Annotated in this window: 12 protein-coding genes and 2 pseudogenes; 8 read left to right on the forward strand and 6 right to left on the reverse strand. The window is 69.0% G+C overall.

What is annotated here, in order from left to right; genetic code table 11:
• The first annotated feature begins 1 nt into the window (after position 1).
• On the forward strand, positions 2–1,363 hold the full coding sequence (locus FRZ33_RS01455) for a transposase (protein WP_146907141.1): 1,362 nt from the start codon (positions 2–4) through the stop codon (positions 1,361–1,363).
• Positions 1,364–1,504: 141 nt separating this feature from the next.
• Here the strand turns inward: FRZ33_RS01455 and nadS are convergent, their stop codons facing one another.
• The 4 genes from nadS to FRZ33_RS15730 form a co-directional block, all read right to left on the reverse strand.
• Positions 1,505–1,804: a NadS family protein gene (gene nadS, locus FRZ33_RS01460; RefSeq protein ID WP_146907143.1), complete on the reverse strand. Its 300-nt coding sequence runs from the start codon at positions 1,802–1,804 to the stop codon at positions 1,505–1,507.
• Positions 1,804–2,118, reverse strand: coding sequence for a type II toxin-antitoxin system RelE/ParE family toxin (locus tag FRZ33_RS01465; RefSeq protein ID WP_146907144.1), 315 nt, complete (start codon positions 2,116–2,118; stop codon positions 1,804–1,806). Before FRZ33_RS01465 ends, nadS begins: the two co-directional genes overlap by 1 nt.
• Positions 2,119–2,421: 303 nt before the next feature.
• On the reverse strand, positions 2,422–5,097 hold the full coding sequence (aceE, locus tag FRZ33_RS01470; protein WP_146907146.1) for a pyruvate dehydrogenase (acetyl-transferring), homodimeric type: 2,676 nt from the start codon (positions 5,095–5,097) through the stop codon (positions 2,422–2,424).
• A 319-nt stretch (positions 5,098–5,416) separates the two neighbouring features.
• A complete protein-coding gene (locus FRZ33_RS15730; protein ID WP_227977986.1) occupies positions 5,417–5,683 on the reverse strand; it encodes a hypothetical protein in 267 nt (88 codons plus the stop codon).
• Between the two features lie 23 nt (positions 5,684–5,706).
• Between FRZ33_RS15730 and FRZ33_RS01475 the strand changes: the two genes are divergently transcribed.
• The 3 genes from FRZ33_RS01475 (at position 5,707) to FRZ33_RS01485 (ending at position 10,078) form a co-directional block, all read left to right on the forward strand.
• A complete protein-coding gene (locus tag FRZ33_RS01475; protein ID WP_227977991.1) occupies positions 5,707–7,725 on the forward strand; it encodes a SpoIIE family protein phosphatase in 2,019 nt (672 codons plus the stop codon).
• Entirely contained in the window at positions 7,722–8,108 is a 387-nt protein-coding gene (locus tag FRZ33_RS01480; RefSeq protein WP_146907148.1) for an STAS domain-containing protein, read from the forward strand. Before FRZ33_RS01475 ends, FRZ33_RS01480 begins: the two co-directional genes overlap by 4 nt.
• A gap of 110 nt (positions 8,109–8,218) precedes the next feature.
• A complete protein-coding gene (locus FRZ33_RS01485; RefSeq protein ID WP_146907150.1) occupies positions 8,219–10,078 on the forward strand; it encodes a SpoIIE family protein phosphatase in 1,860 nt (619 codons plus the stop codon).
• Between the two features lie 422 nt (positions 10,079–10,500).
• On the opposite strand, the pseudogene FRZ33_RS15735 reads toward FRZ33_RS01485, so the two are convergent.
• Together FRZ33_RS15735 and FRZ33_RS01495 are read right to left on the reverse strand one after the other, a co-directional pair.
• A pseudogene (locus FRZ33_RS15735) lies at positions 10,501–11,115 on the reverse strand (glycosyltransferase family 2 protein); the annotation flags it as partial.
• A gap of 3 nt (positions 11,116–11,118) precedes the next feature.
• Positions 11,119–13,412: pseudogene (locus FRZ33_RS01495) on the reverse strand (NADP-dependent malic enzyme).
• 167 nt (positions 13,413–13,579) lie between these two features.
• On the opposite strand from FRZ33_RS01495, the gene FRZ33_RS15740 reads away from it, so the two are divergent.
• The 4 genes from FRZ33_RS15740 (at position 13,580) to FRZ33_RS01515 (ending at position 16,775) form a co-directional block, all read left to right on the forward strand.
• Positions 13,580–14,245: a winged helix-turn-helix domain-containing protein gene (locus FRZ33_RS15740; protein ID WP_227977992.1), complete on the forward strand. Its 666-nt coding sequence runs from the start codon at positions 13,580–13,582 to the stop codon at positions 14,243–14,245.
• Positions 14,246–14,616: 371 nt separating this feature from the next.
• Positions 14,617–15,492 (forward strand): tetratricopeptide repeat protein, encoded by an 876-nt coding sequence (locus tag FRZ33_RS15745; RefSeq protein WP_343195854.1) that lies wholly within the window; start codon positions 14,617–14,619, stop codon positions 15,490–15,492.
• The gene (locus FRZ33_RS01510; RefSeq protein ID WP_146907158.1) at positions 15,435–16,019 is read left to right on the forward strand and encodes a hypothetical protein; all 585 of its coding nucleotides are present in this window, start codon (positions 15,435–15,437) and stop codon (positions 16,017–16,019) included. The genes FRZ33_RS15745 and FRZ33_RS01510 overlap by 58 nt, the downstream gene beginning before the upstream one ends.
• A 162-nt stretch (positions 16,020–16,181) precedes the next feature.
• Entirely contained in the window at positions 16,182–16,775 is a 594-nt protein-coding gene (locus FRZ33_RS01515) for a GNAT family N-acetyltransferase (RefSeq protein ID WP_158637045.1), read from the forward strand.
• The last annotated feature ends 1 nt before the right edge of the window (position 16,776 follow it).

The following is a 16,776-nucleotide window of genomic DNA, read 5'->3' on the forward strand; positions in this document are numbered from 1 at the left end:
GATGATGGGACGTCAGGAAGCCGGGCAAGCGCCCCTGTTCTACGCCTTCAACCTCGAAGACCACGTCCCTGCGAACCACCTACTCCGCGGCATAGACCAGTTCCTGGACCTGGGTGAGCTGCACCAGCACCTGGCCCCGCACTACAGCCACACCGGGCGCCCCTCGATTGATCCGGCCTTGCTGATCCGGATGCTGATCGTCGGTTACTGCTTCGGCATCCGCTCCGAGCGTCGGCTGTGCGAAGAGGTCCACTTGAACCTGGCCTATCGGTGGTTCTGCCGGCTGGGCTTGGAAGATGCCGTGCCGGACCACTCGACGTTCTCCAAGAACCGCCACGGTCGCTTCCGGGACAACGACACTCTGCGCTTCGTGTTCGAGAAGGTGCTCGAGCGCTGCCTGGCCGAAGGTCTTGTCGGCGGCGAGGGTTTCGCTATCGACGCCAGCGTGATCAAGGCAGATGCCAATCGGCAGAAGGGCGTGCCTGGCGCCGACGCGGCCTGGGACCGGGAGTCGCCGCTCACGCGCCCGGTCCGCGAGTACCTGGAGGCGCTGGACGACGCGGAGGCGCCGCGCACGCCACCCAAGAACGTGTCGCTCACCGACCCCGCGGCGCAGTGGACAGCGGCGCCGGGTGGCCCGGCCTTCTACGCCTACTCGACCAACTACCTGATCGACGTCAAAGCCGGCGTCATCGTCGATGTGGAAGCGACGCCGGCCTACCGAAGCGACGAGGTTGAAGCCACCCGGACGATGGTCGATCGGGTCGAGGAGCGCTTCGACATCAAGCCGAACCGGCTGATCGGCGACACCGCCTACGGCACCTCGGAAATGCTGGGCTGGATGGTGGATGAGAAGAATATCGAGCCCCACGTGCCGGTCTGGGACAAAGCTGAGCGCAAGGATGGGACGCTGGGGCGATCCGACTTCACTTGGGACGCGGCCGCGGCCGAATATCACTGCCCTCAAGGTAAGCCGCTGCGATCCAGCGGCAATCCAACCGCGGACAACACGCTGATCTATCGCAGCAATGTTCACGAATGCGCCGGCTGCGAACTGAAGTCGAGGTGCTGCCCCAACACGACGCACCGGAAGATCGCTCGCCAGGTGAACGAGGCCGCGCGAGACGTGGCGCGCCAGCTGGCAAAGACGAAACGATACGAACAATCACGGCGGCACCGGAAGAAGGTCGAGATGCTGTTCGCGCACCTGAAACGCATCTTGAAGTTGGACCGGTTACGACTGCGCGGCCTGAAGGGTGCTCGAGATGAGTTCCTGCTGGCCGCCACGGCGCAGAATTTACGAAGAATGGCAGCATGGTTGATGCCGAAAAGCCCCGAAGCGGCAATGGCAACGGCCCTTTGAGGACTATGGGCGCTTGCGCGCCCATTTTTCCGTCTCCCCTGGCGAAGTAATCACTGATCCGGTCAAACCGCCAGACCCAGCCGCCAGTCAGAAAGCGAGTTTTTCAACGGAATAGTTCGAAAGCGGACGCACCGAACTAGCTTAGCCGTCGGCGTCCGACAGTGCCTTCAGCACGTGCGCGGGGTCCTTGCGGATGACCTGCAGCAGGGCCTTGGCGGGCCCCGTCGGGTCGCGGCGGCCCTGTTCCCAGTTCTTCAGGGTGCCCAGCTGCACGTGGATGATGCGCGCGAAGTTCGCCTGCGACAGGCCGGTGGACTTGCGGATCTCCTGCACGTCCATAGCGGTGATCTCGAACCGGCGCGAAGGCGCGCGCTCGCCGCGGGTGATCTCGCCCATTTCCCGCATGCTGGCGGCCAGCTTCTTGAACAGCCGCTTGTCCATCACTGCCACTCCTCGTTGATTTTCCGGAGCAAGGCGGCCTGCCTTGGCGTGAGTTTGTCCTGGATGCCTTTGCGGTAGATCAACAGCATGCGGATCTGGAAGTCGGAACTGAGGTGGTAGTAGATCACCCGTACTCCGCTCCGTTTTCCCTTGCCGCCGGAAGACCACCTGATCTTGCGCAACCCGCCCGTGTTCTTCAGCAGGTCGCCCGCTTCCGGGAACTCGGTCAGGTGCTGCTGCAGCAGGGCGTAGGCATCGTCGTCCAGAAGGACCTCGACGGCCTGCGTGAAAACGCTGGTCTCGATGAAGATCACCGGGGAATCTACGCCTGATGCGGATAGGCGTCAATGGCGCCCATTTCCGACGTGGGGTTCGGCTTGATTGCAGGCATCCTGGATCTTCGTTCCGGGCACTGGCGGCGACTTGCTGGACGGGTATCGCCAAGCCAGCACCATGCGCCAGGAACGCACAGCGGAATGTCCTATCTGCCCCGGCCTCCACATAGGAGTTCTGCTGCCAACGTCGAGCCAAGCGGCACCAACAGGGGCAGGAAATCTCGCAGCTCAAAAGAAAAGGGGCGGCCATAAGCCGCCCCTCTTGCCCTGCTTCCGGGGAAGTCAAACAAGAACTGGATTCACCTTCTCCACGTCGATCTTGTACTGCTTGATCGCCCGCGCCACATCCTTCCCATTCATCTTCCCCTCCGCCGCCAGCGCCGCAATCGCCGCGTGGGCGATGTAGTACCGGTCGACCTCAAAGAACCTGCGCAGATTGGCGCGGGTATCGGACCGGCCGAAGCCGTCGGTACCCAGCACGGTGTACTTCATCGGCACGAACGCACGGATCTGGTCGGCGAAGGCGCGCACGTAGTCGGTGGCGGCGATGGCCGGGCCCTGGCGGCCTTCCAGGCAGGTGGTGACGTAGGCCTGCTTGGGCTTGTCTTCCGGGTGGAAGCGGTTCCAGCGTTCGGCCTCGAAGCCGTCGCGGCGCAGTTCGGTGAAGCTGGGGCAGCTCCAGATGTCGGCGCTGACGCCGAAGTCCTTGTCCAGCAGTTCGGCCGCGGCGATGGCCTCGCGCAGGATGGTGCCGCTGCCCAGCAGCTGCACGCGCAGTTCGCCCTTCTTGGGCTTGCCGGCGTCCTTGAGCAGGTACATGCCCTTGAGGATGCCCTCGGCCGCGCCTTCCGGCATGTCCGGGTGGGTGTAGCTTTCGTTCATCAGGGTCAGGTAGTAGTACTCGTCCACCTGGTCTTCGAGCATGCGCTGCATGCCGTGCTGCAGGATGACCGCCACTTCGAAGCCGAAGGTCGGGTCGTAGGCCTTGCAGTTGGGGATGGCGCCGGCCAGCAGGTGGCTGTGGCCGTCTTCGTGCTGCAGGCCTTCGCCGTTGAGCGTGGTGCGGCCCGCGGTGGCGCCCAGCAGGAAGCCGCGCGCGCGCATGTCGGCCGCCTGCCAGGCGCTGTCGCCGATGCGCTGGAAGCCGAACATCGAGTAGTAGATGTAGAACGGCAGCATCGGCTGGTCGGAGCTGCTGTAGCTGGTGGCCGCGGCCATCCAGCTGCTGAAGGCGCCGGCTTCGGTGATGCCCTCTTCCAGCACCTGGCCGGTGATGTCTTCGCGGTAGTACATCAGCTGGTCGGCGTCGACCGGCTTGTACTTCTGGCCGTGCGGCGCGTAGATGCCGATCTGGCGGAACAGGCCTTCCATGCCGAAGGTGCGCGCCTCGTCGGCGACGATCGGCACGCAGCGCGGGCCCACCTGCTTGTCGCGCAGCACGATGTTCAGGGCCTGCACGAAGCTCATGGTGGTGCTGTTCTCGCGGTCGCCCGTTGATTTCAGCAGGCGGTCGAACACTTCGAGCTTCGGCGCCTTGAGTTCGTGCGACGTCTTGCGGCGGCGCTGCGGCAGGAACCCGCCCAGCTTCTCGCGGCGGCTGCGCAGGTATTCCACTTCCGGGCTCTTTTCGCCCGGGTGGTAGAACGGCACCTCGGCCAGCTTGTCGTCGCTGACCGGGATCTGGAAGCGGTCGCGGAAAGCCTTCACCGCGCTGTCGTCCAGCTTCTTGGTCTGGTGGGTGGGGTTCAGGCTCTCGCCCCAGCTGCCCATGCCGTAACCCTTCACCGTCTTGGCCAGGATCACGGTGGGCTGGCCCTTGTGGTTCACGGCCTGGTGGTAGGCGGCGTAGACCTTGTGCGGGTCGTGGCCGCCGCGGTTCAGGCGGGCGATGTCCTGGTCGCTCAGGCTGCTGACCAGCTGCTTGGTCTGCGGGTATTTGCCGAAGAAGTTCTCGCGCGTGTAGGCGCCGCCGAAGGCCTTGCAGTTCTGGTATTCGCCGTCCACGGTTTCCATCATCAGCTTCTTCAGGCTGCCGTCGGTGTCGCGGGCCAGCAGCGGATCCCAGTAGCTGCCCCAGACGAGCTTGAGCACGTTCCAGCCGGCGCCACGGAAGCTGCCTTCCAGTTCCTGGATGATCTTGCCGTTGCCGCGCACCGGGCCGTCCAGGCGCTGCAGGTTGCAGTTGATGACGAAGACCAGGTTGTCCAGGCCTTCGCGGCCGGCGACGCCGATCGCGCCCAGGCTCTCGGGCTCGTCCGTCTCGCCGTCGCCCAGGAAGCACCAGACCTTGCGGTCGCTGGGTTCGATCAGGCCGCGGTGTTCAAGGTACTTCAGGAAGCGCGCCTGGTAGATGGCGCTGATCGGGCCCAGGCCCATGGAAACGGTCGGGGTCTGCCAGTAGTCCGGCATCAGCCACGGGTGCGGGTAGCTGGAGATGCCCTTGCCGTCGACTTCCATGCGGAAGTTGTCGAGCTGGTTTTCGCTGATGCGGCCTTCCAGGAAGCTGCGCGCGTAGATGCCCGGCGAGCTGTGGCCCTGGATGTAGAGGATGTCGCCCGGGTGCGATTCACTCGGCGCGCGCCAGAAGTGGTTGAAGCCCACGTCATACAGCGTGGCGCCCGAAGCGAAGCTGGCGATGTGGCCGCCCAGGTCGCCCGGCTTGCGGTTGGCGCGCACCACCATCGCCATCGCGTTCCAGCGGATGATGCTGCGGATGCGCCACTCGAGGTCGGCGTCGCCGTCGGACTTGGCTTCCAGGTGCGCCGGGATGGTGTTGATGTATTCGGTGGTCGGCTGGAACGGCAGGTGGGCACCGGCACGGCGCGTCAGTTCGACCATGCGCTCGAGCAGCTGGTGGGCGCGTTCGGGACCGTCGGTGTCGAGCACGGCCTTGAGCGATTCGATCCACTCGCGGGTCTCGGTGGGGTCGAGATCGTTTCCAGGACGTCGGTGAGCCAGTTCATAACCTTCCCTTCCGTGAGGCGCCCCCGGCGATCCGGCGGACCCTTGTTGTTTATGGCGCAGGCCCCGGAGTTTAACGCAGGGGGCCGGCCCGACGCCCCCCGTACGTGTTCACGGAACCGGGCCCGGCAAGGCTATGCTGGGGGCCGGCGGGCCTTGTCCCGGCCTGTCCCCGGGGAGCCATGGACTCGATCCGTACCGCCACCGCCGGATCCACCGCGCGACGCCTCGGCTGGCGCCACAGCCTGCGCACGCGGCTGATGTTCTGGTCGTCCCTGACCAGCATCCTGCTGCTGCTGGGCGTGGCGGCGGTGTTCTACGCGGCCATCCGCGGCGTGCTGATCGAAAACGCCAAGACCGAAGTCCGCAACCTGACCCAGCAGACCTCACGCGGCCTGCTGGCCACCCTGGACAGCGTGCAGGTCAGCGGCCAGACCCTGGCCGGCAACGCCACCGCCGTGGGGCGTGCACCGGTCACGCTGCGTTCGCTGCTGATGTCCACCGTGGTGTCCGACCCGGACATCGCCGGCGCCATGCTGATCATCGAACCGGGCCGGCTGGCGCCGGACGACCCGGGTTTCACCTTGGTACATCCGCCGCGGCACGATGGGTTTTGTCGAACAGTCGGTCGAGGACCTGGGCTACGACTACCGGGTCATGCCCTGGTACGTGCGCACCACGGCCACCGGCGTGGCGCCCCGGTGGTCGGAGCCCTATGTGAACGAGGCCACCGCCAACCAGTACTTCACCACCTACAACCTGCCGCTGCGCCGTACCGGCGACGGGCCGGACGGTGCGGTGATCGGCATGGTCAGCGTGGACGTGCCCGTGCAGCGCCTGCGCTCGCTCCTGGGCGAACTGCCCGGCCACCCGGAGATCGTGCCGGTGCTGATTTCACCGGAGTACCGGCTGGTGGTGCATTCCGACCCACGCTTCATGATGAAGGAAACCGTGGAATCGCTGATCGAAAAACACGGCCGCAGCGACCTGGTGCCGCTGGCCGACAAGATCAAGCGGCGCGAGAAGATCGAGCTGCGCCATGTCGTGGTCGGCGACGGCCCGGGCGTGGGCGACGGCATGGTGCGCTACACCTTCGGCGAACCGATCGGCACCACCGGCTGGACCTTCACCCTGTCGGTGGACGAACGCTACATCCTGGCCCAGCTCAACCGCATCACCCTGTGGGGCCTGCTGGGTGGCCTGCTGGGCGTGGCGCTGTGCGTGGGCGCGGTGCGGCGCTATTCCGGGCTGATCGCCAAGCCGATCGAGGACCTGACCGAATCGGCGCGGCATTTCGCCGCCGGCGAGTTCGACTACCCGATCAGCCACACCGAGCGCGAGGACGAGGTGGGCGTGATGGCGCGCACCTTCGACAGCGCCCGCGGTTCGATCAAGCGGCAGATGAGCGAGATCGCCGACATGGGCGCGGCGCGGGCGCGGCTGGAGGGCGAACTCAACATCGCCGCCGACATCCAGCAGGCGATGCTGCCGACCGGCGCGCAGTTCGACGCCGGCGAGGTGCACCTGGAGTTCCACGGCCTGCTGGAGCCGGCGAAGGCGGTGGGCGGCGATTTCTACAACCTGTTCGAGCGCGACGGCGATTCGCTGTGGTTCGTGATCGGCGACGTGTCGGACAAGGGTGTGCCGGCGGCGCTGTTCATGGCGCGCACGATGACGGTGCTGGAAGTGGCGGCGCAGCTGGGCGGTTCGCCGGGCAAGGCGCTGCAGGAAGCCGCCAAGCACCTCGTGGAAGGCAACGACACCTGCATGTTCGCCACCGTGCTGTGCGGCGTGATCGAACTGCGCACCGGTGCCCTGGCCCTGGCCAGCGCCGGCCACGAGCCGCCGGTGCTGCTGCGCGCCGACGGCCGCCGCGAGTTCGTGCCGGTGCCCACCGAAGGCCCGCTGGGCGTGGACGTGGCCGAGGGTTACCCGGCATGGCGTGGCCGACTGATGCCGGGCGATACGTTGTTCACCTACACCGACGGCATCACCGAGGCCTTCGACCGTGACAACAATCCCTTCGGCTCCGACCGCCTGCTGGCCGCGCTCGACCCCGACCTGGACACGCGGGCCCAGTGCCAGTCGATGGTGCGGCACGTGCACGCCTTCGCGGACGGCGCCCCGCAGTCCGACGACATCACCGTGCTGGCCATCCGCTACAAGCGCGATGCCCGCACCCGTGAGCGTTTCGCGGTGAAGGCGCAGCTGCAGCCGCCCCTGCCCGAACATGCGGTCCGCGACCTGATCGCCCAGGTCGACGCCGGCCTGGCCGGGCACGGCCTGCCGGCCACCGTGATGCACGACGTGCACCTGGTGGTCGAGGAAGTGGCCTGCAACGTGCTCAGCCACGGCTGCGCCGACGGCCACGAGCCGGCACTGGAACTGCTGGCCTCGGTCGAGGGCAACCGGCTGGCTCTCGAGTTCCGCGACAACTGCCATGCCTACGACCCGCTGTCGCAGCCGCCGCCCGACCTGGACGCCGACATCGACGACCGCCCGATCGGCGGCCTGGGCGTGCACCTGATCAAGGAACTGGCCGAACAAGTGGCCTACACTCGCGACGACCACCACAACGTCCTGCGCATCGTCCTGCACATCCCCTATCCGGAGTCGTCCGCATGAGCCTGAGCATCGAGATCGCCCCCGCCAGCAACGGCAACCAGCGCGTGGCCCTGGCCGGCCGGCTGGACACGCATACCTATGGAGACCTGGACCAGCAGCTGGCGCCGGTGCTGGGGTCGTCCATCCAGTCGCTGGTGCTGGACCTGGCCGGCCTGGACTACATCAGCTCGGCCGGCGTGCGTTCCATCTTCAAGGCGCGCAAGGCGCTGTCCGCGCGCGGCGGCAAAGTCGTCGTGGTGAACCCGAAGCCGCAGATCCAGAAGGTGTTCGACGTGGTGAAGGCGGTGCCGCTGGACGAGATCTTCTCCTCGGTGCAGGAAGCCGACGCCTACCTGGACGCGATGCAGAAGAAGGTGCTTCGCGGCAACGACGACGACGACTGAGCCGGGCGCCGCCGCGCCCCGCCCATGAACGGCCCCCACCCGTCCGACGCGCTGCAGGTTCCCTGGCGGAACAGCCTGCGCACGCGCCTGATGCTGTGGTTCGGCACCCGGTGGCAGGGCTGCTGCTGACCGGCTTCGGCCTTGCCTATTTCGTGGTGCAGCGGCAGATGAGCTTCGAGGCCGAGGCCCGCACGCGGTTCGAAGTGCGCCAGGCCGCCGAACGGCTGGAAGCGGCGATGGGCTCGGTGCGCATCACCGGCGAAGGCCTGGTGGGGCTGTTCAATGACCTGGGCCTGGAACGCGAAGGCCTGGTGCAGGCGCTGCGGACCCTGCTGGAGGCCGACGCCAACGCGGTCGGCGGGCTGGTGGCGCTGGAACCGTACGTGCTGGCCGACAGCAAGCCGATGGCCTATTACGTCGGCGTGGCCAAACGCGGAGGCCGCGACCTCGACCTGATGGCCGAGGATTACGACGCCCATGCCCAGCCCCGGTACCAGCGCACGCTGGCCGCAAGCGCGCCGTGGTGGTCGGAGCCGTACTTCAACGAAACCGCCGGCGGCGTCTGGATGGTGACGCTGAACCTGCCGCTGCGGAACGACGCCGGCACCGCGATCGGCATGGTCAGCCTGGACGTGCCGGTGCGGCGCCTGTCGGAGCTGCTGGACAATCTGCGCCAGGTTCCCGGCCAGCGCGCCACGCTGATCGCGCCGGAAGGCACGCTGGCGGTACATCCGGACCCGGGCATGGCGCTCAAGTACACGCTGGCCGAATACATCGAGGCCGAGGGCCGCGGCGACCTGCGGCCGATCGAAGCGGCGCGTGCGCGTGGCGAGCGGATCGAGCTGACGCATGTGGTGCCGGCCAACGGCGAGCGCCGGTTCTCGGTGTTGGCGCCGATCGGCGGTTCGGGCTGGACCCTGCAGCTGGCGCTGTCGCACAACATCGTGCTGGGCGAGCTGCGCCGCCAGGCGTTGTGGCTGGCGCTGGGCGGCCTGCTGGCGACCCTGGTGGTGGCGGTGCTGGTGCAGCGGCTGGCGCGCCGGATCACGGTGCCGCTGAGTGAACTCACCGGTTCGGCCGGCCATTTCGCCATCGGCGAGTTCGACTGGCCGGTGCCGCACGACACCCGTGGCGACGAGGTCGGCGTGATGGCGCGGGCGCCGGAACGGGCACGCGATTCGATCCGGTTCCAGCTGGACGAGATCGCCACCCTTGCCAGCGAACGCCAGAAGCTGGAGAGCGAACTCGACATCGCCCGCGACATCCAGCGCGCCATGCTGCCGCCGGACCGCAGCTACGACGGCCTGGGGCTGCGTGCCGCCGTGCACGCCACGCTGGAGCCGGCCAAGGCGGTGGGCGGCGATTTCTACAACCACTTCGACCAGGGGGATGGCCGGTTGTGGTTCCTGATCGGCGACGTGTCGGACAAGGGCGTGCCGGCGGCGCTGTTCATGGCACGCACGATGACGGTGCTGGAGGCGGCGGCGCAGTGGGCCGGTTCGCCCGAACTGGCGCTGGCGGAAGCGGCGCGGCACCTGGTGGACGGCAACGACACCTGCATGTTCGCCACCGTGCTGTGCGGCCGCGTGGACCTGGGCAATGGCAACCTGTGGCTGGCCAGCGCCGGGCATGATCCGCCGGTGCTGCTGCGGGCCGACGGCCGGCGCGAACTGCTGGCTTTTGCCGGCGGCGGGCCGCTGGGGTTCGAGGCCGAGGGCGAGTTCCCGCTGTGGACCGGTCGCCTGGCCGTGGGCGACACTTTGGTGCTCTACACCGACGGCGTGACCGAAGCCTTCGACCCCGACAATCAGCCCTTCGGCGAGCAGCGTCTGCTCGAGACGCTCGATCCACGGCGGGATGCGCGCACCCAGGCCGAAGCGCTGGTCGCGGCCGCGCATGCCTTCGCCGGCACGGCGCCGCAGTCGGACGACATCACGGTGCTGACGCTCAGGCTCGAACGCCGCGGCTGACGCGCGGCCTGGCGCCTAGCCGCGGATCCAGCGGCGGGCAGCAGCAGCTTGAGCGAACGTTCGGCGGCCTTGCGGCGCAGGCCGGGGTAGTTCAGGCCGGCCCAGAGCGGGGCCAGCCACTTGCGCCGGTCGGGTTCGAGCAGGGCTTCGCGCATGCGTGCTTCCAGGCGGTACATCGTCGCCAGTCCGCGGCCCTGCTCGCGGCGGTCGGCCGGCAGGTCGGGGCGGGCGGCGATGCAGCGCTCCTGGTCGTCGGCGACCTCGTGGTACATCTGCGCGACGCGTTGCTGGCGCCGCTCCCAGGTGGCGGCGTCATTGCCGCTGCGGTCGAACACCCAGTTGCCGAGGCTGTCCGCGTGCCGGCGGTAACCCAGCAGCGGCTCCGGAATGCAGTGGCATTCACCGACCAGGACGGCGCGCAGCTGCAGGGCGTTGTCCTCGACCCGGCCCTGCAGCGGCGGGAAACCGGTGAAAAGTTCGCGCCGCACCGCCATCGAGGCGCCGAGCACGGTGATCATGCGGCCGGCGCGGCGCAGCGCCTGCTGGGTCAGCACCGCCTGCTGGCCGCGGTTGCGTGGCTTGATGATCTCGCCGTGCGCATCGATGTCGTTCACCGAGGAACCGACGATCATCGCCTGCGGATGCCGGCGCAGGTGTCCGACCAGCCGCTCGACCCGGTGCGGATAGGCGATGTCGTCGCCGGCCTGGAAGACCAGGATGCCGGTGCCCGCCAACGGTGCGAGCTCGGCCAGGTGGGCGCACAGGCCGCGATTCTGCGCCGTGCTGCGCACGCGGATGCGGTGCGGACCGCGGTAGTCACGCACCAGCGGCGCGATGCGCTGCAGCGATTCGTCACCCGAACAGTCGTCGGAAACGATGATCTCGCAGGGCACGGTCTGGGCCAGCGCCGACTGCAGCGATTCGACGATCGTGTCCTGCATCCGGTAGGCCAGCAGCAGGATCGTGGCCACCGGTGGAACATCCGCCACCGCCACCGACCCGAACAACGTGGGCTGGACGACGGCGGTGGTGGCCATGCTTCAGGCCCGCGCGGCCCGGATCTGGGCGTCCACGGCGGCGATCGCGGTCATGTTGACCACGCGCCGCACGGTGGCCGAGGGCGTCAGCACGTGCGCCGACGCGGCCAGGCCCATCAGGATCGGGCCGATGCCGACGCCGTCGGTGACGGACCGCACCAGGTTGTAGCCGGCGTTGGCCGCGTCCAGGTTGGCGAACACCAGCAGGTTGGCGCGGCCGGAAAGCCTGGAGTTCGGGAAGATGAGCCTGCGCGCGGATTCGTTGAGCGCCAGGTCGGCGTGCATCTCGCCTTCGACCTCGAGCTGGGGGCGCGTTCGTGCAGCAGCTGCAGCGCGTCGCGCATCTTGCGCGAGCTCAGCGATTCGCTGGACCCGAAGTTGGAATGGCTGACCAGGGCCGCCTTGGGCACGATGCCGAACAGCTTGAGCCGGAACGCCGCCTGCACCACCGACTCGGCGACCTCGGCCGCGGTCGGCTCGACATTGACGTGGGTGTCGGTGAAGAACAGCACGCCGCTGTCGTTCAGCACTGCGCTCAATGCCGACACGCGCTTGCACTCGCTTTCCAGGCCCAGGATCTCGCGCACGTACTTGAGGTTGCGCACGAAACGCCCGACCAGGCCGCACAGCATCGCATCGGCCTCGCCCCGGCGCACCATCAGCGCGGCGATGACCACGTCGCGCGAACGCACCAGCGCCTTGGCCGCCGACGGCGTGATGCCCTTGCGCTGCATGATCTCGTGGTAAAGCTGCCAGTAGTCGTTGTAACGCGGGTCGTCGTCGATGTTGGTGACGTCCACGTCCACGCCGATGCGCAGGCGCAGGTTCAGGCGCGAGATGCGGCGTTCGATCACCGCCGGGCGGCCGATCAGGATCGGGCGCGCCAGGCCTTCGTCCACCACGGTCTGCACCGCGCGCAGCACCCGCTCTTCCTCGCCTTCGGCATAGACCACGCGCTTGCGGTCGGCGCGGGCGCGGTCGAACACCGGCTTCATCAGCAGGCCGGTGCGGAACACCCAGCTGATCAGGTGGTCGCGGTAGGCGGCGATGTCGGCCAGCGGCCGCGTGGCCACGCCCGACTCCATCGCCGCTTTCGCCACGGCCGGGGCCAGCGACACCAGCAGGCGCGGATCGAACGGGCGCGGGATCAGGTATTCGGGGCCGAAACGCGGGGTCTCGCCGGCATAGGCGGTGCCCAGGTCGGTGGCCTCGCGCCGCGCCAGCTCGGCGATGGCGCGCACGCAGGCCAGCTTCATCTCTTCGTTGATGGTGGTCGCGCCCACGTCCAGTGCGCCGCGGAAGATGTACGGGAAACACAGGGCATTGTTGACCTGGTTCGGGAAGTCGCTGCGGCCGGTGGCGATGATCGCGTCCGGGCGCGCGGCCTTGGCCAGTTCGGGCGATATCTCCGGGGTCGGGTTGGCCAGCGCGAAGATGACGGGCTTGTCGGCCATCGTCTTGACCATCTCGGGCTTGAGCACGCCGCCCGCGGACACACCGACGAAAACGTCGGCGCCGGCGACGATCTCGGCCAGCGTCCGCGCCGTGGTGTCGCGCGCGTAGCGCACGATGCCGGCATTGGTGCCGCCGGGCTGCAGGTCGGCGCGGCCGGTGTGCAGCACGCCGTCCTTGTCGCTGACCAGGATGTTGTCCGGCTTCACGCCCAGCGCCACCAGCATGTCCAGGCAGGCGATGCCGGCGGCGCCGGCGCCGCTGACGGCCAGCTTCACTTCGTCGATCTTCTTGCCCACCACCTGCAGCGCGTTGAGCACGCCGGCGCCGACGATGATGGCGGTGCCGTGCTGGTCGTCGTGGAAGACGGGGATCTTCAGCCGCTCGCGCAGCTTCTTCTCGACCACGAAACACTCGGGCGCCTTGATGTCCTCGAGGTTGATGCCGCCGAAGGTCGGTTCGAGCGAGGCGATGATTTCGACCAGCTTGTCCGGGTCGGTTTCGTTGATCTCGATGTCGAACACGTCGATGCCGGCGAACTTCTGGAACAGTACGCCCTTGCCTTCCATGACCGGTTTGCCCGCCAGCGGGCCGATGTTGCCCAGGCCCAGCACCGCGGTGCCGTTGGTGATCACGCCGACGAGGTTGCCGCGCGCCGTGAGCGCGCTGACCTCGCCCGGGTCGGCGACGATGGCCTCGCAGGCGGCGGCGACACCCGGCGAGTAGGCCAGGGCCAGGTCGCGCTGGGTGACCATCGCCTTGGTCGGCATCACGCGGATCTTTCCCGCGGGCGCCTGGCGGTGGTAGTCGAGGGCGGCCTTGTTGAAGTCTTCTTGTTCGGACATGGGCTCGATTCGTCACCGGCGCAGGGCCGGCTGGAGGGAGCCCGATTGTAGCGGCCCCGGCCGCCGGACGCGGCCGTACGGGTACCGGGCTTGCGTTATCCTCGTCCCCGGCCATGGCCGTTTGATGCCCCCAGATGAACGCAGGCTCAGGCTCCAGCGATTCCCCGGTGCCCGACCCGACCGGCGCCTTCCGCTTCGGCCGCTTCGAACTGCACCCGGCCGCGCGCCTGCTGCTGCGCGACGGCCAGCCGGTGGAACTGCAGGCCAAGGTCTTCGACTTCATCGCCTACCTGCTGGCGCACCGCGGTCGCGCGGTGGAAAAGAACGAGCTGCTGGACGCGGTGTGGCCGCGCCAGGTGGTCACCGAAGCGGCGCTGAGCCGCTGCGTGATGAAGGCACGGCGCGCGGTGGACGACGAAGCCGACGACCCGGCGGTGATCCTGACCGTGCACGGCCGCGGCTACCGCTTCATCGCCGCGGTGGAACCGATCCTGGAACGCCGCGGCGCGGCCCGGAGCGCACCGGAACCCGAGGCCGGCGAACCGGCGGCAGACGACACCCCGCAAGGCCCGCAGCCGAAGCACCCGAACCGCCGCTGCAGCCCGTGGATTCGCCCCCGCCCGCCGACCTGCCGCCAGCATCGTCCGGGCGGCGGGCCCGCACCTGGCTGCTGGCCGGCCTGGCCGCGCTGCTGCTGGCGCTGGCCGGCGGCTGGTGGATGCAGCAGCGGGCCGAGCACAGCGCGCTGCCCGACGGGCCGGTCCGGGTGGCGGTACTGCCGGTCGAAAACGCCACCGGCGAATCACGCTACGACTGGGCCCGGCTGGGCCTGATGGAGGCGCTGACCGAGACCCTGCGCAGCCAGGTCCCGGTGGTGCCGCCCGGCGATGTGTTCGACCTGACCGAAGCGCTGCAGGCGCTGCCGCCGGACGAACGCAACGCACGCCTGCGCCAGGCCCACGGCGCCACCCACCTCGTGTCGGCAAGCCTGTCGCGCGGCCCCGGCCAGCTGCGGCTGGACTTCGACGTCGCCGGACCCGAAGGCACGCTGCGCCGGCGCCGCGTGGTGGCACCGGACGTGCCGGCGCTGGCGCGCGCGGCGGCGGCCGACCTCGGGGTGAGCCTGGGACAGTCCGGCGACACCGCGCCGCTGATCGAGGACAGCTTCGCCAACGAGGCCTACTTGCGCGGGCTGGCGCTGCGGATGCAGGGCGACATGCCCGGCGCGCAGCGTTATTTCCAGCTGGCGCTGGAACAGGCACCGGACGCGTTCTGGCCACGGCTGCAGCTGGCCAACGGCCTGCTGGAACTGGGCGACATCGCGACCGCGCGCGAACAGCTGGAAATGCTGCTGGCGGAAGCCGACCAGGGCGGCGACACGCTGCAGCGGCTGTCGGCGCGCAACCAGCTGGCCACGCTGCACTGGCGCGCCGGCGACAACGCACTGGCACGCCCGCTGCTGGAACAGGCCCTGGCGCTGGCGCGCGAACTGGGCGACCCGGATGCCGAAGTGTCGGTGCTGTCGCGCCTGGGCATCCTGGAAACGTACTCGGAAAGTTTCGCCGCGGCGCGCGGACACCTGACGGCTGCGATCGAAGTGCAGCGGCGCACCGGCATGGAGACGCCGTCGCCGGAACTGCGCCATTCGCAGGGCCAGCTGGCCCTGCGCGAGGGTGACCTGGTCAGCGCCAGTGCGCACATCGAAGCGGCGGTGGCCGGGTTCCGGCTGCAGGGCAACCGCCGCAGCGAAGCGGTGGCGCTAAATTCGCTGGCCAACCTGCGGCGGCGCCAGGGCTGGTTCGAGGAAGCGCGCGACCTGGCGCAGGAAACGGTGAGCCTGCACCGCGCGCTGCGGAACCCGACCAGCGAAGTGGCCGCGCTGATCGCGCTGTCCACGTCGCAGGCGCAGCTGGGCGACCTGGAAACCGCTTCGGAGACGGCGCGCGAAGCACTGGCGCTGGCCACGGAGCTCAAGCAGGACCGCGGCAGGCGTCCGCCGCGTCGCTGCTGGGGCAATACAGCGTGGACCTGGGCCGCCATGCGGATGCGCGGCGTTACCTCACGCAGGCCATGGAACTGATGGCGGTAAGCGAGGACCCGATCGGCGTGCAGCGCCAGCGCCTGTGGCTGGCGCGCCTGGCCGCGGCCGAAGGCGACCGGCCGCGCGCCGAACGGGAAGCGAAGGCGCTGCTGGCTTCGATCCCGCCGGAAGGCTCGGACACGATGCGGCTGGACGTGATGCGCAACCTGGGCATGTTCCGGCTGGAAGCCGGCGACGCCGCCGGGGCCCGGGCCTGGTTCGAACAGGCGCTGGCCGTGGCGCAGGCCATGGACGACCCGCGCCGCAGCGCCCAGCTGCACGCCTGGCTGGCCCAGACCTGGGTGGACAGCGGCGACCTGGCGGCGGCGGAGCGCGAGCTGGCGCTGTCGGCCCCGGAACTGGCGGGCGACCCGCTGCAGTTCCAGGTCGAGGCGGCGCTGCTGGCCGCACGCGGCGATGCCGCCGGCGCCCTGGCACGCGAAGAAGCCGGCCGGATCGCCTCCGGACAGCGCTGGCAGGCCAGCGACCAGGCCCGGCTGGACGCCCGCAAGGCCGCCACGCGCTGAAAGCGGAGTCTCCAACCCGCTGATCCTGCAGGATTTCCAGACCGGCCCGGCCCGGGTCACAAACTGGTCAGAAACCGGTCCGCGCGCGGTCAAGACCGCCGCCGGGCCACTCCCGAGACTGCGCCCCGCGGAATGTCCCGCGTCAGTCCTGGAGTCCTCCTCATGTTCACCGCAGTCCGGCCCCGCGTGTCCGAGCGCCGGCCCCTTTCCCGCTTCGGCACGGTCGCCCCTGACCGCCGGGGCGCGCTGATCGAAGTCGTCACCGGCGGCGCGGCCCTGATGGCCGCCGACCACCTGCTGGGCGACTTCGCCCGTGGCCTGGCCACGCTGTTCGCCGACGTCCCCGGGTTGGCGGCGCAGATCCTGCGCACGGACAGCTGGGGAAACGCCGACGGCGCCGTCTTGCCTGAATACCGCGACCCGGACGGCGCCCTGCTGCTGGCACGCTGCCTGGGCCAGCCGATCGGCATCGTCGGCATCCAGGCACTGCCTGGCATGCCGGACACGGCCGAACTCAAGCGGCTGTACGTGCACCGCGGATTCCGCGGCGAAGGTTTCGCCCGCCAGCTGCTGGCGCGCGCGATCGGCGATGCCCGGCGCCTGGGCTATCGCGAAATCCGCCTGGAAACCAGCGAACGCATGGGCGACGCGCTGCGCCTGTACCGCCTGGCCGGCTTCCGCACCGTGCCGTCCTACCGCGAACGCCCGGCGGAGATCGACCGCCATTACCTGTCCCTGTCGCTCGACCTGGGCTGAC

Origin of the sequence: Arenimonas daejeonensis, from assembly GCF_007993735.1 — a bacterium.
In the GTDB taxonomy this organism is placed as follows: domain Bacteria; phylum Pseudomonadota; class Gammaproteobacteria; order Xanthomonadales; family Xanthomonadaceae; genus Arenimonas; species Arenimonas daejeonensis.

Bases quoted from the DNA above. Each gene is read 5' to 3' on its own strand.
- FRZ33_RS01455 (WP_146907141.1), top strand. From the start codon at position 2: ATGATGGGACGTCAGGAAGCCGGGCAAGCGCCCCTGTTCTACGCCTTC.
- nadS (WP_146907143.1), bottom strand. From the start codon at position 1,804: ATGGACAAGCGGCTGTTCAAGAAGCTGGCCGCCAGCATGCGGGAAATG.
- FRZ33_RS01475 (WP_227977991.1), top strand. From the start codon at position 5,707: ATGGGTTTTGTCGAACAGTCGGTCGAGGACCTGGGCTACGACTACCGG.
- FRZ33_RS01480 (WP_146907148.1), top strand. From the start codon at position 7,722: ATGAGCCTGAGCATCGAGATCGCCCCCGCCAGCAACGGCAACCAGCGC.
- FRZ33_RS15745 (WP_343195854.1), top strand. From the start codon at position 14,617: ATGCAGGGCGACATGCCCGGCGCGCAGCGTTATTTCCAGCTGGCGCTG.
- FRZ33_RS01515 (WP_158637045.1), top strand. From the start codon at position 16,182: ATGTTCACCGCAGTCCGGCCCCGCGTGTCCGAGCGCCGGCCCCTTTCC.